The organism is Staphylococcus sp. GDX8P114P-2, assembly GCF_017892945.1.
GTDB lineage: Bacteria > Bacillota > Bacilli > Staphylococcales > Staphylococcaceae > Staphylococcus > Staphylococcus arlettae.
Genome location: NZ_JAESMB010000007.1, coordinates 40,324 through 66,114 on the forward strand (window position 1 = coordinate 40,324; position 25,791 = coordinate 66,114).

27 protein-coding genes and 1 pseudogene are annotated in these 25,791 nt (G+C 32.6%); 10 read left to right on the top strand and 18 right to left on the bottom strand.

Features of this window, described 5'->3' with window-relative positions; translation table 11 throughout:
• Positions 1-102 precede the first annotated feature (102 nt).
• Both KA845_RS02580 and KA845_RS02585 read left to right on the top strand, forming a co-directional pair.
• A complete protein-coding gene (locus KA845_RS02580) occupies positions 103-543 on the top strand; it encodes a MarR family winged helix-turn-helix transcriptional regulator (RefSeq protein WP_002510072.1) in 441 nt (146 codons plus the stop codon).
• A 230-nt stretch (positions 544-773) separates the two neighbouring features.
• Entirely contained in the window at positions 774-1,202 is a 429-nt protein-coding gene (locus KA845_RS02585) for an Hsp20 family protein (protein WP_103388757.1), read from the top strand.
• Positions 1,203-1,276: 74 nt separating this feature from the next.
• On the opposite strand, the gene KA845_RS02590 is transcribed toward KA845_RS02585, so the two are convergent.
• Complete coding sequence (locus KA845_RS02590) at positions 1,277-1,813, bottom strand: GNAT family N-acetyltransferase (RefSeq protein WP_002510070.1); 537 nt, start codon at positions 1,811-1,813, stop codon at positions 1,277-1,279.
• A gap of 132 nt (positions 1,814-1,945) precedes the next feature.
• The gene (locus tag KA845_RS02595) at positions 1,946-2,773 is read right to left on the bottom strand and encodes a formate/nitrite transporter family protein (RefSeq protein ID WP_210127780.1); all 828 of its coding nucleotides are present in this window, start codon (positions 2,771-2,773) and stop codon (positions 1,946-1,948) included.
• A 185-nt stretch (positions 2,774-2,958) separates the two neighbouring features.
• Here KA845_RS02595 and KA845_RS02600 point away from each other — a divergent pair, with 185 nt between their 5' ends.
• On the top strand, positions 2,959-3,366 hold the full coding sequence (locus KA845_RS02600; RefSeq protein ID WP_002510068.1) for an Rrf2 family transcriptional regulator: 408 nt from the start codon (positions 2,959-2,961) through the stop codon (positions 3,364-3,366).
• A 263-nt stretch (positions 3,367-3,629) separates the two neighbouring features.
• On the opposite strand, the gene KA845_RS02605 is transcribed toward KA845_RS02600, so the two are convergent.
• The gene (locus KA845_RS02605; RefSeq protein ID WP_002510067.1) at positions 3,630-4,331 is read right to left on the bottom strand and encodes a GntR family transcriptional regulator; all 702 of its coding nucleotides are present in this window, start codon (positions 4,329-4,331) and stop codon (positions 3,630-3,632) included.
• Positions 4,332-4,490: 159 nt separating this feature from the next.
• On the opposite strand from KA845_RS02605, the gene KA845_RS02610 reads away from it, so the two are divergent.
• Together KA845_RS02610 and KA845_RS02615 are read left to right on the top strand one after the other, a co-directional pair.
• Positions 4,491-6,392, top strand: coding sequence for a beta-glucoside-specific PTS transporter subunit IIABC (locus KA845_RS02610; RefSeq protein WP_210127781.1), 1,902 nt, complete (start codon positions 4,491-4,493; stop codon positions 6,390-6,392).
• Between the two features lie 19 nt (positions 6,393-6,411).
• Complete coding sequence (locus tag KA845_RS02615; RefSeq protein WP_167867837.1) at positions 6,412-7,851, top strand: 6-phospho-beta-glucosidase; 1,440 nt, start codon at positions 6,412-6,414, stop codon at positions 7,849-7,851.
• A gap of 356 nt (positions 7,852-8,207) precedes the next feature.
• Here KA845_RS02615 and KA845_RS02620 read toward each other — a convergent pair whose 3' ends face one another.
• From KA845_RS02620 to KA845_RS02660, 9 genes and pseudogenes are all read right to left on the bottom strand, one after another.
• On the bottom strand, positions 8,208-8,681 hold the full coding sequence (locus KA845_RS02620) for an SRPBCC domain-containing protein (RefSeq protein ID WP_002510065.1): 474 nt from the start codon (positions 8,679-8,681) through the stop codon (positions 8,208-8,210).
• Complete coding sequence (locus KA845_RS02625) at positions 8,682-9,281, bottom strand: helix-hairpin-helix domain-containing protein (RefSeq protein WP_103388754.1); 600 nt, start codon at positions 9,279-9,281, stop codon at positions 8,682-8,684.
• Between the two features lie 138 nt (positions 9,282-9,419).
• Positions 9,420-9,935 carry a YceI family protein gene (locus tag KA845_RS02630; RefSeq protein WP_002510063.1) on the bottom strand — a complete coding sequence of 172 codons (516 nt, stop codon included), beginning with the start codon at positions 9,933-9,935 and terminating at the stop codon, positions 9,420-9,422.
• Between the two features lie 513 nt (positions 9,936-10,448).
• Positions 10,449-11,408: pseudogene (locus KA845_RS02635) on the bottom strand (metal ABC transporter solute-binding protein, Zn/Mn family); the annotation flags it as partial.
• Positions 11,409-11,590: 182 nt separating this feature from the next.
• Positions 11,591-12,208 (bottom strand): DsbA family protein, encoded by a 618-nt coding sequence (locus tag KA845_RS02640; RefSeq protein WP_002510060.1) that lies wholly within the window; start codon positions 12,206-12,208, stop codon positions 11,591-11,593.
• A 27-nt stretch (positions 12,209-12,235) separates the two neighbouring features.
• Entirely contained in the window at positions 12,236-12,604 is a 369-nt protein-coding gene (locus KA845_RS02645) for a cystatin-like fold lipoprotein (RefSeq protein WP_002510059.1), read from the bottom strand.
• Between the two features lie 91 nt (positions 12,605-12,695).
• Positions 12,696-13,043, bottom strand: a complete 348-nt coding sequence (locus KA845_RS02650; RefSeq protein WP_002510058.1) for an ASCH domain-containing protein — start codon at positions 13,041-13,043, stop codon at positions 12,696-12,698.
• Between the two features lie 220 nt (positions 13,044-13,263).
• A complete protein-coding gene (locus tag KA845_RS02655; RefSeq protein ID WP_103388753.1) occupies positions 13,264-14,694 on the bottom strand; it encodes an MDR family MFS transporter in 1,431 nt (476 codons plus the stop codon).
• A 336-nt stretch (positions 14,695-15,030) separates the two neighbouring features.
• Positions 15,031-15,717 (bottom strand): 2,3-diphosphoglycerate-dependent phosphoglycerate mutase, encoded by a 687-nt coding sequence (locus tag KA845_RS02660; RefSeq protein WP_002510056.1) that lies wholly within the window; start codon positions 15,715-15,717, stop codon positions 15,031-15,033.
• Between the two features lie 321 nt (positions 15,718-16,038).
• Here KA845_RS02660 and KA845_RS02665 point away from each other — a divergent pair, with 321 nt between their 5' ends.
• Positions 16,039-16,404, top strand: coding sequence for an aggregation-promoting factor C-terminal-like domain-containing protein (locus KA845_RS02665; protein ID WP_002510055.1), 366 nt, complete (start codon positions 16,039-16,041; stop codon positions 16,402-16,404).
• A gap of 130 nt (positions 16,405-16,534) precedes the next feature.
• On the opposite strand, the gene KA845_RS02670 is transcribed toward KA845_RS02665, so the two are convergent.
• Together KA845_RS02670 and KA845_RS02675 are read right to left on the bottom strand one after the other, a co-directional pair.
• Entirely contained in the window at positions 16,535-17,404 is an 870-nt protein-coding gene (locus KA845_RS02670) for a cation diffusion facilitator family transporter (RefSeq protein WP_002510054.1), read from the bottom strand.
• Between the two features lie 219 nt (positions 17,405-17,623).
• Positions 17,624-18,007: a GtrA family protein gene (locus tag KA845_RS02675; protein WP_002510053.1), complete on the bottom strand. Its 384-nt coding sequence runs from the start codon at positions 18,005-18,007 to the stop codon at positions 17,624-17,626.
• Positions 18,008-18,218: 211 nt separating this feature from the next.
• Between KA845_RS02675 and KA845_RS02680 the strand changes: the two genes are divergently transcribed.
• Together KA845_RS02680 and KA845_RS02685 are read left to right on the top strand one after the other, a co-directional pair.
• The gene (locus tag KA845_RS02680) at positions 18,219-19,370 is read left to right on the top strand and encodes a glycerate kinase (RefSeq protein ID WP_002510052.1); all 1,152 of its coding nucleotides are present in this window, start codon (positions 18,219-18,221) and stop codon (positions 19,368-19,370) included.
• Between the two features lie 70 nt (positions 19,371-19,440).
• Positions 19,441-20,643, top strand: a complete 1,203-nt coding sequence (locus tag KA845_RS02685) for a putative multidrug effflux MFS transporter TcaB (protein WP_002510051.1) — start codon at positions 19,441-19,443, stop codon at positions 20,641-20,643.
• 73 nt (positions 20,644-20,716) lie between these two features.
• Here the strand turns inward: KA845_RS02685 and KA845_RS02690 are convergent, their stop codons facing one another.
• Positions 20,717-21,181, bottom strand: coding sequence for a GyrI-like domain-containing protein (locus KA845_RS02690; protein WP_167867836.1), 465 nt, complete (start codon positions 21,179-21,181; stop codon positions 20,717-20,719).
• A 167-nt stretch (positions 21,182-21,348) separates the two neighbouring features.
• On the opposite strand from KA845_RS02690, the gene KA845_RS02695 reads away from it, so the two are divergent.
• Positions 21,349-21,975 (top strand): C39 family peptidase, encoded by a 627-nt coding sequence (locus KA845_RS02695; RefSeq protein WP_103388752.1) that lies wholly within the window; start codon positions 21,349-21,351, stop codon positions 21,973-21,975.
• Between the two features lie 8 nt (positions 21,976-21,983).
• On the opposite strand, the gene KA845_RS02700 is transcribed toward KA845_RS02695, so the two are convergent.
• Positions 21,984-22,793, bottom strand: a complete 810-nt coding sequence (locus KA845_RS02700) for a metallophosphoesterase (RefSeq protein WP_103388751.1) — start codon at positions 22,791-22,793, stop codon at positions 21,984-21,986.
• Between the two features lie 221 nt (positions 22,794-23,014).
• Here KA845_RS02700 and KA845_RS02705 point away from each other — a divergent pair, with 221 nt between their 5' ends.
• Entirely contained in the window at positions 23,015-23,515 is a 501-nt protein-coding gene (locus KA845_RS02705) for a GNAT family N-acetyltransferase (protein WP_002510047.1), read from the top strand.
• A gap of 90 nt (positions 23,516-23,605) precedes the next feature.
• Here KA845_RS02705 and KA845_RS02710 read toward each other — a convergent pair whose 3' ends face one another.
• Positions 23,606-24,046: a DUF805 domain-containing protein gene (locus KA845_RS02710; RefSeq protein ID WP_103388750.1), complete on the bottom strand. Its 441-nt coding sequence runs from the start codon at positions 24,044-24,046 to the stop codon at positions 23,606-23,608.
• A gap of 67 nt (positions 24,047-24,113) precedes the next feature.
• Positions 24,114-25,712 (bottom strand): M20/M25/M40 family metallo-hydrolase, encoded by a 1,599-nt coding sequence (locus tag KA845_RS02715; RefSeq protein ID WP_103388749.1) that lies wholly within the window; start codon positions 25,710-25,712, stop codon positions 24,114-24,116.
• Positions 25,713-25,791: the final 79 nt, after the last annotated feature.

The following is a 25,791-nucleotide window of genomic DNA, read 5'->3' on the forward strand; positions in this document are numbered from 1 at the left end:
TATATCTTCTTAGATTACTATATTTGTACCTTAGACAAGCGATTCTTTATTGACAAGACGCTTACTTCATACTATCGTTAAGTTTCAAAAGGGGTGACAAATATGACAAAAAAAGATAATTATTTGGAACGACAACTATGTTTCTTATTTTATGTATCTTCGAAAGAAATTATCAAAAAATATACATCATATTTAAAAGAGTATGACTTGACGTATACTGGGTATATTGTTTTACTCGCTATCGAAAGCGACGAAAAAATCAATATTAAATCACTAGGGGAACGTGTATTTCTTGATTCCGGTACATTAACACCTTTACTGAAAAAATTAGAAAAAAAAGGTTATGTCGACCGTATTCGTGAAACAAACGATGAAAGAAATTTACAAATTTCACTGACAGAGAAAGGCAAATCTATCCAAGAACCACTTTCAAAAATTTCCATGCAAGTATTTGGTGAGTTCGATATGGATTTAGATGAAGCAATCGAGCTAAAATCAACGCTTCAAAATTTCGTAAATAAGAACTTCTCAAAAGATCTGTAAATTCCATTAGTTGAGGTATCTAGAGTAAGTCTATGCAGAATTAGCCTTAAACTTTGCCTTTTGCTTGCCTTTTTACCTCTATTTAATTTACTTTACCTCTCCTTAGCGCATATATATGTACTAATATGTGTCTTTGCTTTCTTTTTCCACTTTTACCTTTTACAATATAGCTAGATGATACTTTAACTATTGCAACATATTATCCATTTTAATAAAGGGAGCGATATTGTATGGCATTTGAAAAAAAACCATTTAATAATGCTTTATTTGACGTTGATCCAGGTGAATTTTTTAAGGATTTTGGACGCCAAATATTTGAACAAACGCCACTAAAACGTGATATAAAAACTGACATAATTGAATTTGAAGATAAATACACTGTAGTAGCCGAATTACCAGGTTTCACTAAAGAAAGTATAACCTTACAATATGAGAACCAAGTACTTACTATTGTTGCTGATCAAGTAATTGTTAATGAGGCTGACAAAGGTACTGTTATTCATAAAGAACGTAATACACACAATTTACGTCGTCAATTCTCATTTGAACATATTGATAAAACTAAAATTGCAGCGACTTTTACTAACGGTTTACTATATGTAACATTACCGAAAAAAGTAGACACCGTTGATGATGCATCAACAATTGAAATTAACTAAATTAAACTAATAAAGGCTAATGTAATCGCATAATTACATTAGCCTTTATTATATACGTATCACAGTATAGTTAGTTAAAACGGTGGATGCCCTAAAACTGATTCATCAAAGCGTTCTGGTATTAACACTTTGCGCATAATTACGCCTAAATCACCGTCATCACTTTCATGTTCTGCATACACTTCATACCCTCGTTTTTTGTAAATATCCAATAACCATGGATGTTTGCGTGCAGAAGTCCCTAAAGTAACTGCAGGTGCTTTTAAAGTATCACGTAAATACGTCTCTTCCACATAGGTCAATAGTTTACTACCAATGCCTTGTCCATCATAACTAGGTTTCGTGGCAAACCACCATACAAATGGATACATAGAAATACGACTTTGTCCTTCCCATGGGTAACGCACTGTTATTGTAGAAATAATTTCACTATCATTTTCCAATACGAAAGTAGTACTATTAGTTAAATTTTTCTTAACTAATGCTAAATCAGCATTAACAGATGGCCAATCTATGCCTAATTCTCGTAATGGTGTAAATGCTTCATACATTAATTTTTGCAATGCTTCAGCATCAGCTTCTACTGCTATTCTAATATTATATTCAGACACAATAATACTCCTCCTTGTTCTCATTACTTAGCTGTAATATTCAAATCACCTGCATAAATAGTACATGCTCAACAAGAGTAGTACAATTAAAATGACTTGAGCAAGTCACAGCCCAAGTCATTTATAGTTATTTTATTTTTCTTTTGTGACCATACTATTTCTATCACCATTTAAGTACGCATAAACAAGACCGACAAAAATACCCCCACCAATATAGTTACCAATAAATGCATAGAATAAATTTTTAAGTACATCTAACCAACTCAATGCTTCTAAATTATAAAACACCATACCTGCATATAAACCAGCATTAAACACTACATGTTCATATCCCATGAACACAAATACAATTACGCCACAAGCAATAAAAAATGTTTTAGAAAGCCCATCCTTAAATTGTATCGATACATAGATACCTATGTTGATAAAGAAATTACAAAAAATAGCTTTTACTAATATTTCATACCAGGATGAGTCAACTGTTTTAAGTTGTACCATATCTGACAATGCTGTTATCATTTCAGGCGTCATTATTTGAGTGAATTTCATTAAACCAAATAAAATAAAACCCCCCACAATATTAAAAGCAAAACACACCATAGCAATTACAACTATTTTGTTTAATGTTATTATTTTGTAATACCATCCAATAGTTAAGTACATAAAATTACTAGTTAACAACTCTGAGTGCGTTAGTACAATTAACACTAAAGCTAAACTAAAGGATATTGCACCTACTAAGCCTATTAATCCATCATTTGTTCCAGCAAATAACGTTTTCATAGCAAACATAAACACAGTAACTATAGCTAATAAAAAACCTGACATAATAGCTTTCAATATGTATCGTCCAGGTGTACGTTCGATCATTACTTGCTTCATTTGTACTTGATTTACTGCGTTTTCGACTGTAGCTTTTGACATAAACGTATCTTCCACAGACTTTGTATTTTTAATCATAGTAAATCCCCTTTAAAATTAATATTTTTTTAAAATTCAATTACATCATACTAAAATGTTCACTTATATGATAGAGGTGAATTTCGACACAAAGTATTAAAGATATTGAATTTACCTACTAAAGAGCGTAAACTTTACTTGTATCTAAAAATAACACAAGGAATATAAAGAAAGGGGCCTACACGATGAACACACAGTTTTCCGTAGCCATTCATATTTTAGTACTACTTGCAGCTGAAAAAGAACCTAGTTCTAGTCAGTATATCGCTTCAAGTGTTAACAGTAATGCTACGCTAGTGAGAAAAATTTGTCGCTATTTAAAAGATGGTCACTTTATAAAAAGTAGTCAAGGTGTGGCTGGCTATAGTTTAAATACCCCTGCCTCTGAAATTAATTTAGGCGCTGTCTATCAATATATATTCAACGCTGAGACACACTTTGCAAAAATTCATCAAGATACCAATCCTAACTGCCCAATAGGACATAATATTACGCACGTATTAGATGATATTTATCAAGAAGTAGATCAAGCTATCATTGATAAATTAAGTAACTACACTATTGCAAACATCCATCATCGTATAAGCAATTAAAACAACTTTTTATTTGTTATTCAAAGGTCCTTATTATTGAATAACAAAATATAACTTGTACCGATTTTGTAACTTGCTGACGCCCGGGGTAATAGTATGAGTGAGAGACTACAGGCTCGAACCAAACCCCAGGCAAGCATGCACGGTCAAAATCGAATATTTTAAATGCAGTCAGCTACTGCCAATTTGAAAAGAGTCTAGGACGAATCAATATTGTCCCAGCCTCTCCCTTATTTTAAACATAGAGCTTTATGTTCCAAACTTTATTTTAATGCTGGAATATAGAATAGCGCATTTTCATAATGATAAACCAGTTGTGAATAATCAAATGGCACTCCTGTAGTCGTATAAAATAATTGCTCATATCGTAAGCATGGTTCTCCAGCTTGTAATGATAGTTTTGGCGCTTCATTCTCTGTTAATTTATCTACTTTAAAATAAATATCTGAAAAGCCAATTTTCACTTTTAAGTGCTGCTCTAAATATTCAAATATAGAAGACTCTGCTATCCCTTCATTTAAATACAACACTACACTTTTGTTAAAATAAGATAACTCAGTACAAAACGTTTTATTATCTACATAAATAACTCTCTCAACTTTATAAATTGGTTCATCAGCCTCTAATTTCAACTGCTTTTGTACATGTTTACTAGGTGTTACCTCAGCTACTTCTTTCACTTCATAAGTCAATTGACGTCCAACTATTTCATCATGAAATCCACTAGCTGAAAATAAATTAACATAGCCATCTTTCTTTTTGTTTCTCACATATATTCCGCTACCCCTAGTTTGAAATATAATACCCTTTTTTTCCAAATTCTCTAAAGCTTTTATCACAGTGCTCTTACTCACACCATATATCTCTTTGAATTTTTCAACGTTAGGTAATTTATCTCCCGCTTCATAATGTTCTTTTTCTATATATTCATTTATTTCTTGAGCAATCATTTCGTATTTCAGCATACCTAGTCCTCACTTATATTATTATAATCTAATTTTAGCATGATATAACATAACATAACAGACAATCTAAATACACCCCTCTTTACAAATTGTACCGGTACAAATATAATAGGCTTATGTTATTTGAAAACGCTTTACTAAAAGAGAGGGGTAGTTTATGTGTCAGCTAAAAATGAAACATTAGCACAAAATATTTTAGAAGCTGTAGGTGGAGAAGAAAATATTATCAGTAGCACACACTGTGCAACACGATTACGTTTAGTCTTAAAACGCTCTCAACCTGATGCCAAAAAGAAAGTTGCTAATATCGATGGTGTAGTTACCGTTGTAGAAAACAATGGCCAATTTCAAGTTGTTATTGGCAATAATGTAGGAGATGTCTATAAAGCTTTCGAAAGTTTAATTCACTCCGAAGACACTAATGAGACAACGCAAGCGTCTAACAAATCAAAAGGAAGTATATTAAATAGAGTTATCGCTACTATGTCTGCAGTATTTGCACCATTTATTTACATTTTAGCAGCAGCAGGTATTTTGCAAGGACTACTTATAATAAGCAAAATGATCTACCCTCCAGTAGAACATACAGGTACTTTTGAAGTATTTAACTTTATTTCATGGGCACCTTTCACCTTTTTACCAATTTTTATAGCTATTACAGCGGCTAGACATTTTAATGTAAATTTATATATTGCTGTAGCATGTTCAGCTGCTTTAGTTAGCCCAGATTTAACAGCGATAATAGATAAAATTGGTTCAGGAGATACAGTTAAATTTCTAGGTATACCTTTATCAGAGACGAGTTATACAACATCTGTATTACCACCATTGTTTCTAGTATGGTTATTATCATATGTTGAAAAATTCCTAAATAAATATATTCATGATGTTGTAAAACCTTTATTCACACCATTCTTTAGCATTGTAATTATGGTACCTCTAACATTAATCGTTATCGGCCCTATTACTACATTGATTGCTCAAGGATTAGCTGGTGGCTTTAATACTTTAGTTGATGTTGCGCCATGGTTAGCCGGCACATTAATCGGTGGATTTTGGCAAGTTTTTGTTATTTTCGGGGTACATTGGGGTATCACACCTGTAATTTTATCCAATTTTGAACAATATAAAAGCGATGCCTTTCAAGCTTATCAGACGATTGCAGTTATATCTCAAATTGGTGCAGTTTTAGGAGTATTAATTAAAGTTAAAATTATCGATATCAAGCGTGTTGCTTCATCAGCAGCTATAACTGGTATCTTTGGAATTACAGAACCATCAATGTATGGTGTTAACTTACGCTTTAAAAAGCCCTTTATTATCGCCTGTGTCAGTGGTGCTATAGGTGCTTTTGTCGCAAGTTTCTTTAACCCTAAATATTATGCTTATGCTGGTTTACCAGGTCCTATTACTATCTTTAATGGCTTCAGCCCAGATAATCCTACGTCGATTTGGGGCATTATTATAGGGTCACTTATAGGTCTTTTATTACCTATAATTTTAATTCAATTTTTAGGTTATGGAGAAGATACGACTCAAACTGAGACTGATGAACCAAGTGCAAATAATACTACTGAGTCAACGGCAACAACAATGACACAAACAGAAAATAATTTAGTAACACCGATTAATGGACAAATTGTACCACTATCGGAAGTTGATGACCCAATTTTTGCTGAAGAAATGATGGGACAAGGAATTGCCATTAAACCAAGTGACACTACTGTGTATGCACCAAGTGATGGTGTAATTAGCATGGTAGCTCCAAGTAAACACGCAGTTGGTATTACTACTGCTGATGGCATAGAAATGTTAATACATGTCGGATTAGACACTGTAAAAATGGAAGGTCAAGGTTTCAAACTCTTAGTGGCTGAAAATGATACCGTAGCTAAAAATCAGCCAGTATTAGAATTTGATAAAAAGTTAATCGAGGATTCTGGTTATACTTCAATTGTGCCATTCATTATTACTAACTCAAGTGAATTCAATGAAATTATTCCGCAATATTATGAACAAGCTACACACAATGATACGGTGCTATCAATTATCAACAAATAATTTAAAGGAGAGTTTAGTTATGACAAAATTACCAAAAGACTTTTTATGGGGCGGCGCTTTAGCTGCCAATCAATTTGAAGGTGGCTATGACGCAGATGGCAAAGGATTAAGTGTGATTGATGTAATGACTGCAGGTGCTCATAGTACAGCAAGACAAATCACACAAGATGTAGAGCCTAATCAATATTACCCTAATCATATCGGTATAGATTTTTACAATCGCTATAAAGAGGATATTGCGTTATTTAATGAGATGGGATTAAAATGTTTACGAACTTCTATTGCTTGGTCAAGAATTTTTCCAAACGGCGATGAAAGTGAACCAAATGAAGCAGGTTTACAATTTTATGACAATGTGTTCGATGAATTATTAAAATACGGTATTGAACCAGTCATTACACTATCGCATTTTGAAATGCCATTACATTTAGCTAGAACTTATGGCGGTTTTAGAAGTAGAAAAGTTGCTGATTATTTTGCGAAATTCGCAGAAACGGTATTTACACGCTATAAAGATAAAGTTAAATATTGGATGACTTTTAATGAAATTAATAACCAAATGGATACTGATAATCCAATTTTCTTATGGACCAATTCAGGTGTGACAATTGAAGAAGGAGAAAACCCTGAAGAAGTTCTATATCAAGTAGCTCATAATGAATTGATTGCAAGTGCCAAAGCAGTAAAAATCGGCAAAGCAATTAATCCAGACTTTGAAATTGGTTTAATGATTTCCCATGTGGCAATTTATCCTTATTCTTGTAACCCTGAAGATATGATGGAATCTGTTAAAGCAAACCGTTTAAGATTCTTCTTCCCTGATGTACAAGTAAGAGGATATTACCCTGGTTACGCTAAGAAAATGTTCGCTAAAAAGAATTATAATATAGGTTGGCAAGATGGAGATGAGAAAATTCTTAAAGAAGGTACTGTGGACTATATTGGTTTCAGTTATTATATGTCAACGGTTGTCAAACATGATGCCGTACAATATACAGGTGAAAATGTAACCAATGGTGGTTTGCCAAACTCTGTCGACAATCCATATATCGAACAAAGTGATTGGGGATGGGCTATAGATCCAACAGGTTTGCGTTACACACTAAATATTTTATACGATCGCTATCAATTACCGCTGTTTATAGTCGAGAATGGCTTTGGAGCAGTTGATACTTTTGACGACAATGGAGAGATACATGATCCATATCGTATTGATTACTTAAAAGCTCATATTAAAGCATCAATTGATGCCGTACATGAAGATGGTGTTGATTTGATGGGTTATACACCTTGGGGCATTATCGATATTATCTCTTTTACTACTGGTGAAATGAAAAAACGCTATGGTCTAATCCATGTAGATAGAGATAATGCAGGTAATGGGTCATTACAGCGTACTAAAAAAGAATCATTTGACTGGTATAAAAATGTCATCGCAAGCAATGGTGAACAATTATAAATGGTGAAATCAGAAAACGTCAATTTCTATATCTGCTCAATAGAAATTGACGTTTATTTTTAGTCAGAGCTATTTATATCCCCGACTCTTTATGAATATTAACTTTATTTTTTAAGTTTTGAAAGTATGTGTAAGCCATACGCAAAAATACCATAACCTAAAATGTTCTGCATCAACCACTGTTTAAAATTAACTTTAACATTCTTTGACTGGCAGAGTATGTTAGGAATCAAAGTACTTAAAGTATATAGACCCAATACTTGTAAATATCGTTTATACAATTTATGCACCTCATTTCACTTATTTATTATAACTGAAATAGGTACTGCTGTTTGCTATTTAATTCACTTTCTTTATCATTTTGTGGCTAACAAACGTTCTAAATTATCAAAGGTACTATTCATTCCCTCTTCTACACCCATTTCTAATAACTGTTGTGCTGATTTGGCATCAGGCAATATAGATGTGGCAGTCAATTGAGATACCCCATTACCCATATCTTGAATGTTTATGTTATTGTGCATCCCTGCCATTGACTTATCAATTTCACCATCTGGCGTCGCAAAATAATCATAATAATCAATAATATTAGGTCTTGTTATTTCATTATAATGCGTTACCGTATAACTTGAGCCTTGGGGTGCATGAATAGCAAAAAATGCTGACCCTCCGTCACGAACATCGAATTCATATATTTCTAACGTCGTTCCTTCAGGATGAAACCATTGTTTAAACAACGTGGCATCTGTATACGCTTGAAAAATATGCTTGGGCTGAGCCTTAAAAGTTCGAGTGAATATAATTTGATTTTCTTTGATTTCAATTGTCATTTATAAATCTCCTTCTGGCATAATTACGTAAGACGTAACTGTTTTAATTTTTGCTGTCTTACTATGATTTTCAAACTCGATAAAATCAGCAAAATATGCTGGTTTACCTGCTTTATCAACTAGTGTACCGTGAATTGCTCCAGTTTTACCATGAGTTATATTGTGCTTCAATTCGATAGTAGAAAATTCCGATGGATGTGCAGACAACTCTTCATAAAACTTATCTTTCCCCTCAATGGTAAAATATCCAGGCACGTTCCACTGAAATGATGTGTTTAATAATTCATCTAAGCGTTGTTGATCAAGTGTCGCAGTGGCAATTAAATAATCTAAGAGCACTCGTCTTTTCGGTGCATTGTCACACTGTAAATCACCAATTAATTCAAACGGTAATTGTGGGTCCTTTGGTGCTGACGATTTAAAAGATAAGCTGTGGTTTGTTAAAGCCTCTTCTAATATTTGTATTGCCTTAGGACCTACACCGTGTAATTTCAATAAAGTTTGTTTATCATATTGCGCTATTTGTTCTAATGTAGTTATACCTTCATGCTTTAATGCATGAGTTGCTGGTTTGCCAATTTTAGGTAAAGGTTGACTCATTTGCTACCTCCTCAAATTTATACAAATTTGTATGTATATCATACCCGAAATGTTTTAAGTTAATTATTGATAACAATAAGGCCACACTCAATATATGGACAATTGAGTGTGGCCTTATTTATTATGAATATGTTTCTTTTATTCTTCTACTGCAAATTCTGCGCTGACTTCAAATTTAACTTCTTTACCAATCATTACGCCACCAGTTTCAAGTGCTTGGTTAAATGTCATACCATATTTTTCACGATCCACTTTACCTGTAACAACAACACCAACTGTTTGTGCACCGTTCATTGGGTTTTTACTTACACCTGGGAATTCAACATTAAAAGTTTCTTCGTGTGTTTGTCCTTTAATTGTTAAGTTACCAGTAATTTCATTGTTACTTACTGATGTCGTTTCGAATTTTATTTCAGGGTGATTTTCAATATCGAAGAAATCATTAGTACGTAAATGATTATCTCTATCTTCTACTCCTGTATCAATTGAATTAGCTTGAATTACAACTGATGCTTTTAATGAACTTAAATCATTTGTATCACCTTCAGCTTGAATATCGAAATCTTGGAAACGTCCTTTAATATTTGAGATTACTAAGTGTTTAATAGAAAATTCTACTGCAGAATGTGCTTTATCAAAATTTAATTTTGCCATGCTTTCTACCTCCAAATTTTGTGATATATTTAGTATACCAAATATAATAAATATATCAAGTAATAAACTCAAACTTCTTCTTTTCATCTTCCCATTAAGTTCTTTTACTAATCATTTTGCTAAAAAAATTATTATTTTCTTAACTATTTTTTCAACAAAAAATTTGTAGTTTCTCTGTATTAAACTGCCGACAAAACAGGGAGTAACCGAAATTTAACTTTATTAAATGGTTTGTATCATCCCATGCTAGAAGTGAAAACTTCATTTTAAAGCGCCTTTTCATTTCAGTTATCTCTGACAATGTGAAATTAATGTTGGCAATTTTTTTGCTCGCTTTCTGTGGGCACTGCCTTAGCCTGTAGTCCTCGGCTAGTGCTTTTCCCACCGGAGTCAGCCCAAATAACTGCAAATATAATGAGGCTGGGACAAATTAATTATGTCCCAGCCTTTCCCATGCAATAGATTGCGTCTGTTATTTATTACTTTTTGATTGTAAGGTATTAATAGCTTAGCGCTTTTTTCAATATTTTTGATATTTTTGTTCATTAATTGTTGGTATGTCACCTTATTATCTTGTTCTTGTTGTTTATTTAGTGATTCCATATTATAAAACTTAACTGGCTTTGCATCTGTTTCTTTGCGAATAGTATCTGTAACTTTTGTAGAAACATTATCTTCATACAAAATGTATTTAACGTTCGCTTTGTTTATCGCTTTAACCATGTTTGTTAAATCTTTTTGTGATGGGTCTTCAGCACTCATATTTTGTACACCTTTTTGTTCAAAGCCGTAACGTTCTGCCAAGTAGCCCATTGATTCATGTGAAATATACAATGTTTTCCCTTGTTTATCTTTTGTCAATTTTGTTAGTTGTTGGTCTAATTGTTCAAGATCTGCTTGTAATTTTTTATAATTTTTTTCGTAAGTTTCTTTATGTGATGGATCTTTTTCTATTAATTGTTCTTTGATTGACTTAATAAATTGTTCATTTAACTTTGGATCTAACCACACATGTGGATCATACGTACCGTGTTGATGTTCTTCATGTTCATGTTTGTGATGATCATCATGCGATTCATGTGCTTCATGCTCATGTTGATCAGTTAATAGCTCTGACTTTTTCAAATCTTTTTGTAAGGATAACTTTTTATCATTATCTTTAATTGTCTTTGCTACTTTTTTAGCAACAGGGTCTAAGTCGTCCCCAGTATAAATAAATAAATCCGCTTTAGTTGCTTCCATTAAGTCTTTTTGTGTTGGTTCGTAACTATGTAAATCAGTCCCTGTTGGGTAAATTGATTTAACTTCTACATGTTTACCACCAATTTGTTCTGTGAACGATTTTAATGGAAAAACCGTTGTATTAATAGTAAGTTTTTCGCTTTTTTTATCAGTTGATGAAGCACTACTACAAGCAGCTAATACAATCATCAAAGCGCCTATCATTATAAGCATATATGTAATCTTTTTCATAATACCCTCCTGTAAACAGTAATCTTTACGATTTAATATTATATATCCCTACCGCCATAATTACAATAGTTTTTTAGTAATTGTTACGATTTATTTTTTCAATACAAAAAAGACTAATACACATAATAATGTATTAGCCAATTTTCGAATAAGTTGCGGGTTATTTGCTATTCACAATAAAGTTATTTTTTTGAGTACTTCTCAATGAGTTGTTTATAGTTTTTAAATTTATAAGGATCTTCGACTTTTTCACCACCAATAAAAACGGTTGGTGCAGTCTCAATGTGGCGCTCTTCACTTAGTTTTTTGTCTTTGTTGGCGGCTTGCCATGCTTTACTATTCTTTGTTTTATAACTTTTTTTGATTTGTTCTTTTTTGTTATTAGTAATATCCAATGTGTCTATTTGATTATCTACAACTTTTTCAGTAATCCAATTGTCCTCAGATTTAGGTTGCTGTGCATACATTGCTTTTTGAAAATCAGAATAATGTTTGGGTGCAATCAGTTGTACTGCATGCCCTGCACGTGAACCGATAATAGAATCACTACCTAAAAAAGCCATATTAATAAATTGGTAATCCACTAAACCTTTATCAATATATTGTTGTTCTATTTTAGGCATGATTTTCGTCTCTACTTTTTTACAATATGGGCACTTAAAGTCTCCATACACTATCATTTTCACCTTTCCATCTTTGGAATATTGGTCATCTTTGTGCACATCATCTTTATTACTACAGCCGACAACTATAAGCATAGCGACACTTATAAGTAGTAAAATACTTAGATATTTTTTCATAGTTCCTCCGTTATCTTGTTGTATTCACTAATTCAAATTCATATTTTCTTCTTTATAATCTGGTTCATGTGTTTCAGCATATCCTTTAGAATTAAAATCTGCTAAATATTGTGCTTTATCATTGTTCACACGGTACGTATAGTAATGTACTTCTGCATCTTTTTTTAGCGGTTTATATGCGATAGTAATATATTTCCCTTTATCATAGACATAAATATTTGCTTCTTTTTGATCAAATTTTTTATCAACATCACCATGTCGTTGTTCAGCTAAATCAGCCTGATATTCTTTTTGTGCTGATACTGCTTTATCAATTTTATCCGCATATTTCCCACTACTACACCCCGCTAACAATACACCGACAATAATAATTGATACTATCATTCGTTTTTTCATTTAGATCGCTCCTAAAAGTTCACTATTATTTAGTTATTGTTTGTTCATCTGTATCTCATAACCATAATTCGAATTAGCTATACCAATTACGCTACTTAATTAATCTAATACTAATCGCTAACACACCATGCTCTAACTCATCGCGTTGATTATATATTTGATATATCGCCGCTAATTTCTGTGAGAGCTGTGCATCTTCATCTGCACCTACCTCAATATTTGAATATTGATTGAATAGCGCTTGAAATGATGGAAATTCAACAGTTTCCATCACCTTAACCTTCAATGTTTCTTGTGGTTTATCTATATTAGTAAAAATAATAATATCATTACCAGTCACTTGTTGTCTTTTTTCATCATGTAACCGTACTTCGATCGTTTTTGTTTTTTGTTTAATTAATTGAAATGGTTTATCTTGTAATTGCATCCTGTGTTCCATAGCTTACCTCCAAATTACTTTTCTTCTGTTTATTTATGATACATACTCTTATCCTAATTAGTCTACATTATACTATTATTTTACAGTGCTTGAATAGTTGTTCCCTTTATTCTTTGTTAGCAATTTATTGTCTATATTAAAAACAGCTGAATTACTATACACCAAGTATAGAATCAGCTGTTTAAATACATAGTGCTACTATGTGTTAGTTATAATATTTTTATGCGTGTTTTTTGGACTTACCTTTCAAGAAAAAGACGCAAATCAAACTAATAATTGAAATTGACACCGCAAACCAAAAGGCAGCATGATAACCATTAAGTAAGGCATCATGTTGTATTTGTAAAGCCATTTCTTGTTTATTCATTCCTTGATAATCTGCCATATTCGGTTCAAACTTGTTAGCTATATGACTCATAATAGTAATCAGTCCAGCTGTACCAATAGAAGCTGAAATTTGTTGTACTGTATTAGTCATTGATGAACCGTGTGCATTCATTTCATGTGACAATTGATTCATAGTATGTGTCATTAATGGCATTAAACCTAAAGCAATACCAATCATACGAATACCGTATACAGTTGCTAATGCCGCTGTTGACGTTTCTCCATCCATAAAGACAAAGAATGACGTTGTAATAACTACTATTAACATACCAATGAAAGCTAAAATTTTTGCACCATATTTTTCATATAACATTCCAGAAATAATGGACATAATTGCCATAACAATTGCCCCTGGTAATAAAATCAAGCCAGATTGCAATGCACTTTCTTGCATAATATTTTGTACAAACATAGGCAATACCGTTTCAGATCCAATCATGGAAATCATTGTAAAGGCCATAATAATAATACCTACAGCAAATTGACTATTTTTAAATACCGAGAAATCTAATAATGGAGACTCTAGTTTTGTTTGTCTATAAACAAATAGTGCTACTAAAATTGCTCCACCAATTATCGTCGTCAAAACTATAGGGTCTTGAAATCCATCTCTAGAAATTGAACTTGTACCGTACAATAAACCACCAAAACCGAGCACTGACATAATAATCGATAAGACATCAATACGTGACTTGATATTTATCCCTACATTATGCACAAATTTTAACGCTGCTATAAACGTTAACGCTGCAATTGGAGCAACTACATGGAATAATGATCTCCAATCAAAATATTCTACTAGGTAACCGGACAATGTAGGACCTATTGCTGGTGCTAAACCAATAACTAGCCCAAATGTCCCCATATACTTACCGCGTTCATGAGGTTCGAAGACATCTAAAATTGTCGTCATCATAAGTGGCATCATTATACCAGAACCCATAGCTTGTACAATTCTCGCAATTAATAGCACCGTAAAATTAGGACTAAATCCAGCTATAACTGTACCTATAAAGAAGATTGAAATTGCGACTAGAAATACTTGTCTCGTACTATATCTTTGAATAAACATCGCTGATAGAGGTATGACTACACCATTAGTTAATAGAAAGGCCGTAGTCAACCATTGTACTTGTGTGTACCCTATATCAAATGATTTCATAATACTTGGTAATGCTGTGGTTAATAATGTTTCATTTAACAAACCAAAGAAACCACCAAACAGCATTGTAATAATCATAATTAATTTATTTTTATGTGACATATTTATCTCCTCATCATTCATTCTATATGGATAAAATGTATTCTTTTATTTTTGACTGCAACGTCACATTATACATATATTTTTCTTGATTGGATAGTAAAAATATTTAAAAATGGTATTAAATTTATTATTATTTCAAAAATCACGATTATATGTTTTTAAAATTATTATGTATTTTGTTAGTAACAGTGTCATATGGTTTAATTCTTTCTTCATTTGTCATACCACGGTTAAATAGTTTGAGTTTTAGAGAAGGTAAATACGAAAAAAGCATTCCACTCGACTATACACGATTTGAATGCTTTTTATATTAATAACATACATTGTCTTTATTCATTATAAATAATATTTATCTATTACTGTTAAATCCTCTTTTAAATCGTAAATTAATGGCGCACCTGTTTTAATTTCATATCCAACTATATCTTCTGGAGACACATTTTCTAAGAACATAATTAACGCTCTCAGAGAATTGCCATGTGCTGACACGAGCACTGTTTTATTAGCTAAGAGTTGTTGTGATACTTGGTCGCTCCAATACGGAATAACACGGTCAAGTGTATCTTTTAAACTTTCACCTTCTGGCATAACTCTCCGGTCAAGATGAGCATATTTTCTATCTTCTAAATAACTTTGCCACTGTTTCGAATTTTGTTCGGGCGGCTTAACATCATATGAACGTCGCCATAAATGAACTTGCTGTTCACCATATTGCTTACGAGCGTCATCTTTGTTTAACCCTTGAAGTCCTCCATAATGACGCTCATTAAGACGCCACGATTTTACAACTGGAATATACAGTTGATCAGATTGTTCTAATAAATAATATGTGGTATTAATAGCTCTTTTTAGCAAAGAAGTATAAACAATATCTATTTCTATTTCTTGTCTTTTCAATTTTTGTCCTGAGGTAATTGCTTCTTGTTTGCCTTGCTCTGACAAATCTACATCAGCCCAGCCAGTGAATAAATTTTTAGCATTCCATTCACTTTGACCGTGACGACATAATATTAATTTTGGCATGTTAATCACTTCTTTCATTTATTTTCAAAATATTGCAATTTTGTAATATAAATTTTTCATCGTTCATATATGCCCAAGTATGTATTTTACAGTGACTCAAAACTGTAAATCACAAAATAATTGTAACAAATTACACGTTATTTTGAAATAAATGTCTTATTTTAGTCATAAAGTCGCTCGTTTTTTTATCTCGTTGTAACCTATACCTTAAATTTAGATGTTATAGTATTAATCATTAATTCGAAAAGTAATTAGCAAACAAGATGAAATATTATATTGTAACGCAATGAATAACACGAATAATTAGGAGGATTTTTTATCATGAAAAAGTTTTTAATTGCTTCATTTGCCACATTATCTATTACAGCAGCAGGCGTGGGTGCTAGTGCAAATATTAATTCTGCCGATGCCGCTGAAACAACACAACAATCTACTGACGCTGTATATCAAGAATTTATCGAAGCTGGAGGCACACCAGAACTATGGGAAAAAGTTGTCTTACCTGAATCTGGCGGAGATCCAAATGCTGTAAATGAGTTAGGATACAAAGGACTTGGTCAAACTAAAGAAGACTGGGGAACTGGCTCAGTAGAAACACAAACTAAAGGTATGATTAATTACGCTGAGGAACGCTATGGTTCTATTGATGCAGCAATTGATTTCCGTGAAGCAAATGGTTGGTGGTAAGTTATAGAAACCTATAACTTACACATAAAAAGGCTATTCCATATTTAAATGGAATAGCCTTTTTTTATGCCTGACAGTGCTCGTCATATTATTCCTAAACGCTATAGTTCAAAAGTTATTAACAAAGTAATCACTGTATAGAAGCTGGTTCGGGATGTACATAAATAGATGAGACACCCTTATTATGCATATGTTGTTCAACAGCATCACATATATGATGCGCTTCTTCTAACGTTAAATTGGACTCAACGACTATCGTCACATCTACGAAAATACTGCTGCCATAATACCGTCCTTTAATAGATTGCACATCTATAACATCATCTACTTCTAAAATATAATTTTTAAATGCTGTTAATTCACGCTCATTAAAACCATCACTTAAAGCAAAAATAGATTCTTTAAAAATTCCAAAACCAGTATAAATAATTAGCAGACCAAGTATTGTGGCCAAAATAGTATCGACGATTGGCATACCAATTTGTGTAAAAATTAACCCAATAGCTGTACCAATACTGACTAATGCATCAGACAAATTGTCTTTTGCTGCAGAATTTAGGGAGCTACTATTAGTATATTTAGCTAATCTTTGATTAATATAATAAACGATAAACATGATGATACCACTAATCATACTGACATAAATAGTTATAATGTTCGGCGTAGGATGTTCTTTTATAAAAATTCGCGGTAAATTTTCAATAACAACTTGAATACCTACAAACATAATTACGAAAGAAACTAATAATGTTGCAATATTTTCTGATTTCAAGTGCCCATAAGGATGATTACTATCCGCAGGTTTGATTGAAATTTTCAAGCCAACAATAACGGCAATAGATACAATAATATCAGTCATATTATTTAAACTATCCGCACGTACTGCTGCCGAATCATAAATTGTTCCTACGAAAAATTTAGCGATAGATAAAATGATATAAATAATTAAACTGAGGTATGCTCCCCGCTGTGCTAGCTTTAATTGGTTACTTTGATTCATTTTTCAAGACCACCTTAATTCAACTGAAATACAATTATGACCGATTCAATTCTATTTTACAACGTTTTAAATTCTAAAATTAATTAATATTTTTTATCTAAAAAAAGGGTTCGTCTCTCCTAAATTTCTATTTCACTATAGATTACAACAATAATTTAGGCTTTCTGAAATTTAATACATACAGTAAATCAAATTAATTTATTACCAGGCACAATAAAATTAAGCATCTCTCAAAATATATTTAGATAATATGAATGTTACAGGAATAGTAATAATTAAACCTGCAAATGGCGCAATCACAGAAGAAATATTAAACCATTGTACGAATATATATAATAATAAAGTCTGCATACCCATGTTAACTACTTGAGTTAGTGGAAACTGTATAAATTTTTTCCAAGTAGGTTGTACTTTATAAACAAAGTAACAATTAAGATAATATGAAATTATAAAACTAATAACAAAACCTGAGATGTGACTAACTAAGTAGTTCACACCAATTAATTTCAATAATAACAAATAAATAATGTAATAATTTAAAGTATTAATACCACCCACTATAATAAACTTTAATATTTCATATTGTGTTTTTGTTAAATTCATTTACGTACTCCTTTAGTCATGCAATATATAACAATCATACTTTAACACATCACTTAATTTTGCGCCTACATTTTTACAGGCACTATATTTTTTTATTTCAATGATTATTGTAATAATATAGTTAAAGTTATTGTAACCGTTTTACTCACATATAGTTTCATAATAAGATAAAAAAATTATTAACACATTAACATTTGCTGGAGGTATTAAGATGACTATTTCGAAGGTTATTATCGCACCAGATTCATTTAAAGAAAGTATGTCTGCTATGCAAGCTGCTCAAGCAATTCAACAAGGTATGTCGAAAATTTTTCCACACGATACCCATTACGAATTAATCCCAATGGCTGATGGCGGTGAAGGTACTACTGATGCACTCATGCATGCTTTGAATGCTAGCTACGTTTCAACTACGGTACTCGACCCGTTACAACGTCCAATTCAAGCACAGTATGGTTTTTCTGCTACGACTAACACTGCTGTTATTGAAATGGCTGCAGCTTCCGGACTAGATTTAGTATCAACAACTGAACGTAATCCACTAATTACTACAACATACGGTACGGGACAGCTAATTAAAAGTGCATTAGACCAAGGTGCTGAACGTATTATTTTAGGCATTGGTGGTAGTGCTACTAATGACGGTGGCACAGGTATGCTTTCTGCACTAGGTGTTCAATTTTTAGATGCACAGCAGCAACCGTTACAAGCAGGAGGGGCTGATTTATTGCGTTTGGCTACTATTGATTTATCAAAACTCGATTCACGCCTCGCCCATGTTTCTTTTGAAGTAGCATGTGACGTAACAAATCCATTACTTGGCTCTCAAGGAGCAAGTGTGATATACGGTCCGCAAAAAGGAGCTAATGTTCAGATGGTTCAACAATTAGATAAAGCATTAGCCCATTATCATAATCAAATAGAAGTACAACTCAATATATCAGTTAAAGATATTGCAGGAGCAGGAGCTGCAGGAGGTTTAGGGACAGGGTTATTGGCGTTTTGTCATACAACACTAAAAAAAGGTATTGATGTTGTATTAACGGAAACAAAATTTGATACACATCTCCAAGGTGCAGACCTAGTTATTACTGGAGAAGGTAAAATAGATCATCAAACTATTTATGGTAAAACACCTATAGGCGTAGCACAGCTTGCTAAAAAATATAATATTCCAGTAATAGCACTCTCTGGTAGTCTTGGTGAGGGCTATGAAGCTGTGTATCAGCATGGTATTGATGCAGTATTTAATATATTGCAACAACCTCATGATTTACTTACCGCTTTAAAAAATGGTGTGCTCAATATCGAAAAGACTGCTGAAAACATTGCAAGAGTTATAACGCTCACGGAAAAGTTCTAATCTGCTAGTTACAAACCATATAACAGGGGTTATAATGAATTATTGAATGAAATATAAAGGAGATCTTTCAATGGACAACCACATTAAACGCCCTTTCCCTTTAATGATGCTTATTGTTTTGGGCATAATGACTACTTTTGGTCCTTTAACTATAGATATGTATGTGCCATCTTTACCAAGCGTGCAAAATGACTTTGGTTCCACAACCTCTCAAGTACAACTCACGTTATCCTTTGCTATGATTGGTTTAGCCATTGGTCAATTTATCTTCGGACCTCTGTCTGATGCTTTTGGCCGTAAAAAAGTGGCACTTATTATTATCGCAATTTATATCATCGCTTCATTTATCGCAATATTTACTACAATAATGCCCCTGTTCTTATTGTTACGCTTTATTCAAGGTTTAACAGGTGGTGGCGCCATTGTTATTGCTAAAGCTTCAGTTGGTGATCGTTACCAAGGTGCAACCTTAGCTAAAGGTCTAGCATCATTGTTAGTAGTGAACGGTATTATTACAATTTTAGCACCATTAATTGGTGGTTATACTTTAAGCGTCACTACTTGGCAAGGTATTTTTGCTGTTCTAACTGTTATCAGCTTAATTATTTTAGTATTAGCTACTATTAAAATGACAGAAACACAATCAGTAGCTAACAAACGATTAAATTTTGGTGCTATTTTCAAGGACTTTGGCCAGTTATTTAAGAAGCCAAGATTTATTCTTCCTATGTTATTACAAGGATTAACCTACATTATGCTCTTTAGCTTTTCAGCTGCAGCGCCTTTTATAACACAAAAAATCTATGATATGACACCTCAGCAATTTAGTGTTTTATTTGCTATTAATGGTGTGGGTTTAATTATTATGAGTCAACTTACGGCTAAATTAGTCGAATATATGAATCGCTACGTTTTATTACTTATTTTGACAGCTATACAAATCATAGGCGTTGTTATTATAGTCTTTGCCTTAGTGGTACATTTACCGTTATGGGTCGTAGTGATTGGTTTCTTCTTAAATGTTTGTCCTGTTACAGGCATTGGTCCTCTTAGCTTTGCTTTAGCTATGGAGTCACGTACTGGAGGAAGTGGTAATGCCTCTAGTTTACTAGGTCTCTTCCAATTTATTTTAGGGGGCGCAATTTCGCCTTTAGTAGGACTACAAGGTCAATATAGCGTTACACCATACTTATATATTTTAATTATTACTTCTGTCATTATTATTGTGCTTGAAGTAGCCCTCAAGTTTAATAGACCGCTTCAGAGCAAGTAATATACCACTATTTAATATGAACATAATAAAAACTAGTCTGGAACAGCATCTTACCAGACTAGTTTTTTTGTAGCTATTCTATTGGTAACCATAATTCAGTAATATAGCTATCTTCGGCTGTATTGCCGTCACGATAATATTCAAAAAATGGTGCTTCTCGTAATTTATAATCCAATGATGGTAGAAGTGTTTTATTTATATGTTGCATTGCGTTATGAATCGATTCTGGAACTGGACCCTTTGCTTCAAATACAAGGTAGCGTCCTGCCTGTAACACTATTGCATCGAAATTGTTATTTTCATCATCGGTAGTAACGCCAATTAAATAATGCATCTCACCATTATTTTGTTGCATACAAACACCCAAAATCCCTGCAAAATAGTTGTTATTTAATAAAGTGAGTGTAGTTTTATATTGTTGCGCATCAAAATCCAACCAAAACTTATAAATATGTTCTTTTGCTTTTTGACCAGTTGCATACTTTCTCTTCAAACCAACAATTGTCATTTTTTCTGTTTTGTCAATACGATAATCCACTATTAACACCCCATCTCTCTTTTGTGACAGCATACCAAATCTACTCACCCGGGTACAGGTACACATACAATTCGCATCAAGTTAAAACGCTATACTACCCCTTTTGTACAATGCAAGCTATAATAATTAACATATTAATATATTGTGTCATACAGGAGTGAACATACATGACAAAAATTTTGAATGTTACACCGATTAGTCAATTATTCCCCATACCAATGATTATGGGCTGCGAAGGTGTCTGTGCTGCAATGATTCTCCAATATAATGATTATCCTATCAAAGCTACAGATATTATGAAAAGTTGGCCTAAACATCCTAACAATCCTTATAAAGGCTATGTAGGTCACCAAATAGGTATTAAATTTGGTTACCATCAAACAATATTTCCTACTGCCTTTGTCCCTCACCTTCAACAATTTAATGCGCACATTGTAGATAGCACAGGACAATCATTACACTCATTAAAACGTGTTATAACTCAAGGCCAACCTGTAGTGATATACCATACTGTATTAGGTCAGAAACCTATTATGCGTACGTTTAAATTTGAAAATAGACCTACCAAAATCGTCTCTAATATTCACACTACAGTGTTAGTTGGCTATGACGACACTCATTATTACTATATAGACCCACTGTGGTCACATTTTGGTAAGGCTATCATATTACCTGCTTTAGTTCCTAATAAATTTCAACTGCTAAAAATTTCGAAAGCACATATGGAAAAAAGTTTTAATGCACCAGGTCGAATGAGTTTTTATTTAAACTATCCTGCTACAAACGCAAAATAATATATTACTTAAATATTAAACGTATACAATGATTGCGTAATTTCCCTAGCAAGATCTGTAGTTCGCCATTGACGTTCATATCCCAAGCAAGGACATATATAAGTCGTACCTTGTTCTTCAAAATGATTACGAAAATGTACGTGTCCCATAATGCTATAGTGAATTGGATATCGATCATATATTTGATCAAAATCTGAAGTACCAATAAATGCATTGAAATAATCAAATATACGATGCGGCATAGGTACGGCAAAATTATTATGCGTTACTATGTGCGTCATCAATATTAATTTTTTGTCGGCCACTTGTTGAATATCTTTAGTAATTTGTCTGACCGCTATATCTGACATTTTTCTATCATGAATTGGCCAATTAATCCGTTCCTTATCTTGCCAAGTCGCACCAATGTATTTTCTTTGTTCAATACGTTCTAGTGAGAACCTACTATCAGCGTAACTATAATCATACCAACCCGTATTGCCAACGATTGCCCATTCGTCATTAACAATGTATGGTTGCCCAATTAAACATTCTTGCATTGCCATATAATAATCAAGTATTTCTAATGATGCTAAGTCACCTGATTGAGTCCAAAAATCATGATTACCAGGCACAAATAATACAGTAATTTGTAACTTTGTTTTTATGGTCGTTATAAACTGTGCACTAAGTTGATAATTATTCGAAATATCACCAGCAATTAATAAGATGTCTATACGTTGGCTTTGTACACTATTACATAAATGTCGTTCAAAGTCTTCAGGTGTATAGCGCTTGCTTCTATCTATATGTAAATCTGAAATCACACCAATTTTCATAACTATCCCTCTATTTATTTATCATATATTTTTAATTATGACATAAATAGTTTTTTTTCTTAATCATTCGGACTTACTCGCTTACTCAATCCTCTTTGTGACCTTTACTCCACTTTAAAGGTAAAAATCCTTCCTTATTCAGAGTGGTTTTAGTTAATCTTAGAAGCAGAAAAATGCTATAATAAATGAAATTATTCACCAATCAAAAAGGGGGGACTCTTATGGAATTTACAATTAGAGCGCTCGAAGAATCTGATAAACAGAGTAAGGCGTTAGTCCATTACCAAAGTTGGATAGAAACATACGAAGATATCGCTGTTAATAATTACTTAGAAAATCTTAACAAAGATCAATTTATTAAAAAATCAGCATTACAAGATGTCCCTACGCTTGTGGCAATCGTTAATAATGAAGTAGTTGGGTTTATTGCTTATGGCAAAACTCAAGAAGTTAATGATAACGATGACTGGAGTCAAATTTATGCCCTTTATTTATTAGAAGAATATCAAAATCATTTAATTGGTTTTGCTTTGACACAACGTGCTTTGGAACTTTCATATCCTGATAATATGACCTTATGGGTTGTTGAAGAAAATGATAATGCCATAGCCTTTTATGAGCAAATTGGTTTTAAAACAACAAAGCATACGAGCCCCATCTACTTCGGTAAAACATATAATGAAATTCGCATGGATTTTTACCGTATGGAACATGAAAATTAATCGCTATTTCGTCTAATTAACTCAACATAAAAAGGCCTTGAACAATCAATCATTTGATTATTCAAGGTCTTTTACTATACGTGTGTAGTGTTAAATCCATTTCAATTGTGCTTCAGGAGTAGGTTTAGTTGGTAGTAACGTAATAACAATTAAAATAATTGTAGAAATTAAAGTAATAATATTCATTAAAATGGCCAAACTATCTATCTGGATAATATCAAAGATAATATCCCCTATTAACGTAATTAAAATTAACATGAGTGCTGTCATACGTTTACGTCCAGCATCATAAAATCGTCTCATAGTTATAGCTATCATCGGTACAATGTTGGCTAATAAAAACAAAGCAATAACACTAAAAATAATAATAGCTATTACCAGTAATCCTGTCACAAAAGTTATGGCTCCAATTAATGACAAAATAAAAATAACTAGAATATGTACGAGCACTGGTACCCAAAATTCTGTTCTATTTGATTTGCTTTTAAAATCTATGTACCTTTTCCAAAAATCTGTATATGCCTCTACCATTATCCAACACTCCAATATCTATCTATATTAATTAATATAACGTAAGTGTTGTCAATTTCACAATTATTTATACAAAATGTTTCTTTATAATAGTTTCTAATATTATTGGCAATTCCTCAAATGCACTTTTTTTATAAACACGTTCGCCAACTTTATGCGCATCTTTACCTATAGGACCACACAAAATAACAGGGGCACTAATTTCAGCTATTTTATCAAAAGGAATGGTATAAGTACGATTGAAGCTAGGCGCATTTTTACTAAATATTGTCATTTCATCTAAATGATTATTTAATTGCACATAACTTGAATCACTAATGCCGTTAAAATAATGTACTAATTGACTATCTCTATTAAATTGTGTTTGAGAGGTCTCTTTAACGGTCTCCACAATACCTTGTACTAACGTATTCTCTGAAGAATTGACTGCTGGATAAAATGGTGGCGCAAAAAACGTAACAACCGCAGGCGTTATTTCACGACAAAGTTTGATAAGTTCATCTGCAATAGCAATACTTTGCATGTGCAATGAAGGTGTCGTGTCTAATACATGTTGGATAATTTGTGATACTTTCTCCTCTCCATGTTGTGCAACTACATAATTGTTTAACTGTTCAAATGTAAGTACATTAATTTTTGACTCAAATGATTGATTTTCTAGTTCTAAAATATTCAGCCAATCATTTTCACAACGTTCCACCGCTTTAATAACTACTTCTAAAAACGTTTGGTATAGTGTCGCCGGTGTTTGTTGAAATAAAAACATATTGTATAAAGCATATGATCTAAATGGCGTTTGCACGTCATAATTCTCTTTTATATCTTTATTAGCGATTGATAATGGTAAGGGCGTTGTCTCGTGTTCAAACTTTTCTTTAAATCTAGCATTGTATTCAATCGACTGTGTAATATAACTTAATATAAAATTAGAACTTAATCCCTCTAAAGGATTACCTACATGTGTTTCTTTCCCAAAACACAACACGCCTGGCATGATTTTTCCTATAGAGCCAGAATATACATAATGCGTTAGATCATTATCTAATTGCTGAAAAGTCGGCTCGCTATTTAAATGTAATTGAATATCAAGGTCGTATTGTTGTTGATACTCTGCAATAATGTGGATTGCTTTACGCATGCCAGAAGAATTCACTTCTTCATCAGGCACAGTTACTAATAATAAGTTTACATCCCATTGCTCCATTGATGCTTTTTCAAGTAATGACATATGGAGCATGAGTCCTGCTTTCATATCCATTACACCTCTACCGAATAAAAATTCATCAGATTGCAAATCTGTTTGAGCTTGGTCATCTAAATAGTTAGGATGTGCATGAAATACTTCTTGTAGTTTGTCTGGATTAAATGCATATTGATGATGTGTTGCATAATCATCCACTCCTACCGTATCAAAATGACTAAGTAACACAATCGTTTTATTACTATTTTGTCCACGGTATAGCGCAGTAAGTAACTCTTTATCATCTTCAGTGACACTATGTTGGATTAACTCTCGATGTTGATTAAAATATGTTAATTTAAGTAATAATGATTCAACAAAACGTGCAAATGTTTTTTCTCCGGGTGTGTTTGTTATTGTCTGCTGTTGTACTAATTGCTTTAACAAATTTTCTCTTGCTTCGTATGTTTGCCATAATAATTGCATATAATCCTATCCTCCTATAAGAAAGCGCTTTTATAAGATTATAATACGTTGCACAAGTAATTAGCAATAAATAGAAAAG

Excerpts from the sequence above, each read along its gene's own strand:
- KA845_RS02680 (WP_002510052.1), top strand. The coding sequence starts at position 18,219 with ATGACTATTTCGAAGGTTATTATCGCACCAGATTCATTTAAAGAAAGT.
- KA845_RS02650 (WP_002510058.1), bottom strand. The coding sequence starts at position 13,043 with ATGGAACACAGGATGCAATTACAAGATAAACCATTTCAATTAATTAAA.
- KA845_RS02660 (WP_002510056.1), bottom strand. The coding sequence starts at position 15,717 with ATGCCAAAATTAATATTATGTCGTCACGGTCAAAGTGAATGGAATGCT.
- KA845_RS02715 (WP_103388749.1), bottom strand. The coding sequence starts at position 25,712 with ATGCAATTATTATGGCAAACATACGAAGCAAGAGAAAATTTGTTAAAG.
- KA845_RS02600 (WP_002510068.1), top strand. The coding sequence starts at position 2,959 with ATGAACACACAGTTTTCCGTAGCCATTCATATTTTAGTACTACTTGCA.
- KA845_RS02675 (WP_002510053.1), bottom strand. The coding sequence starts at position 18,007 with ATGAATTTAACAAAAACACAATATGAAATATTAAAGTTTATTATAGTG.
- KA845_RS02685 (WP_002510051.1), top strand. The coding sequence starts at position 19,441 with ATGGACAACCACATTAAACGCCCTTTCCCTTTAATGATGCTTATTGTT.
- KA845_RS02710 (WP_103388750.1), bottom strand. The coding sequence starts at position 24,046 with ATGGTAGAGGCATATACAGATTTTTGGAAAAGGTACATAGATTTTAAA.
- KA845_RS02580 (WP_002510072.1), top strand. The coding sequence starts at position 103 with ATGACAAAAAAAGATAATTATTTGGAACGACAACTATGTTTCTTATTT.
- KA845_RS02670 (WP_002510054.1), bottom strand. The coding sequence starts at position 17,404 with ATGAATCAAAGTAACCAATTAAAGCTAGCACAGCGGGGAGCATACCTC.
- KA845_RS02630 (WP_002510063.1), bottom strand. The coding sequence starts at position 9,935 with ATGGCAAAATTAAATTTTGATAAAGCACATTCTGCAGTAGAATTTTCT.
- KA845_RS02655 (WP_103388753.1), bottom strand. The coding sequence starts at position 14,694 with ATGTCACATAAAAATAAATTAATTATGATTATTACAATGCTGTTTGGT.
- KA845_RS02640 (WP_002510060.1), bottom strand. The coding sequence starts at position 12,208 with ATGAAAAAATATCTAAGTATTTTACTACTTATAAGTGTCGCTATGCTT.
- KA845_RS02695 (WP_103388752.1), top strand. The coding sequence starts at position 21,349 with ATGACAAAAATTTTGAATGTTACACCGATTAGTCAATTATTCCCCATA.
- KA845_RS02585 (WP_103388757.1), top strand. The coding sequence starts at position 774 with ATGGCATTTGAAAAAAAACCATTTAATAATGCTTTATTTGACGTTGAT.
- KA845_RS02625 (WP_103388754.1), bottom strand. The coding sequence starts at position 9,281 with ATGAGTCAACCTTTACCTAAAATTGGCAAACCAGCAACTCATGCATTA.
- KA845_RS02615 (WP_167867837.1), top strand. The coding sequence starts at position 6,412 with ATGACAAAATTACCAAAAGACTTTTTATGGGGCGGCGCTTTAGCTGCC.
- KA845_RS02595 (WP_210127780.1), bottom strand. The coding sequence starts at position 2,773 with ATGATTAAAAATACAAAGTCTGTGGAAGATACGTTTATGTCAAAAGCT.
- KA845_RS02620 (WP_002510065.1), bottom strand. The coding sequence starts at position 8,681 with ATGACAATTGAAATCAAAGAAAATCAAATTATATTCACTCGAACTTTT.
- KA845_RS02705 (WP_002510047.1), top strand. The coding sequence starts at position 23,015 with ATGGAATTTACAATTAGAGCGCTCGAAGAATCTGATAAACAGAGTAAG.
- KA845_RS02645 (WP_002510059.1), bottom strand. The coding sequence starts at position 12,604 with ATGAAAAAACGAATGATAGTATCAATTATTATTGTCGGTGTATTGTTA.
- KA845_RS02605 (WP_002510067.1), bottom strand. The coding sequence starts at position 4,331 with ATGCTGAAATACGAAATGATTGCTCAAGAAATAAATGAATATATAGAA.
- KA845_RS02700 (WP_103388751.1), bottom strand. The coding sequence starts at position 22,793 with ATGAAAATTGGTGTGATTTCAGATTTACATATAGATAGAAGCAAGCGC.
- KA845_RS02665 (WP_002510055.1), top strand. The coding sequence starts at position 16,039 with ATGAAAAAGTTTTTAATTGCTTCATTTGCCACATTATCTATTACAGCA.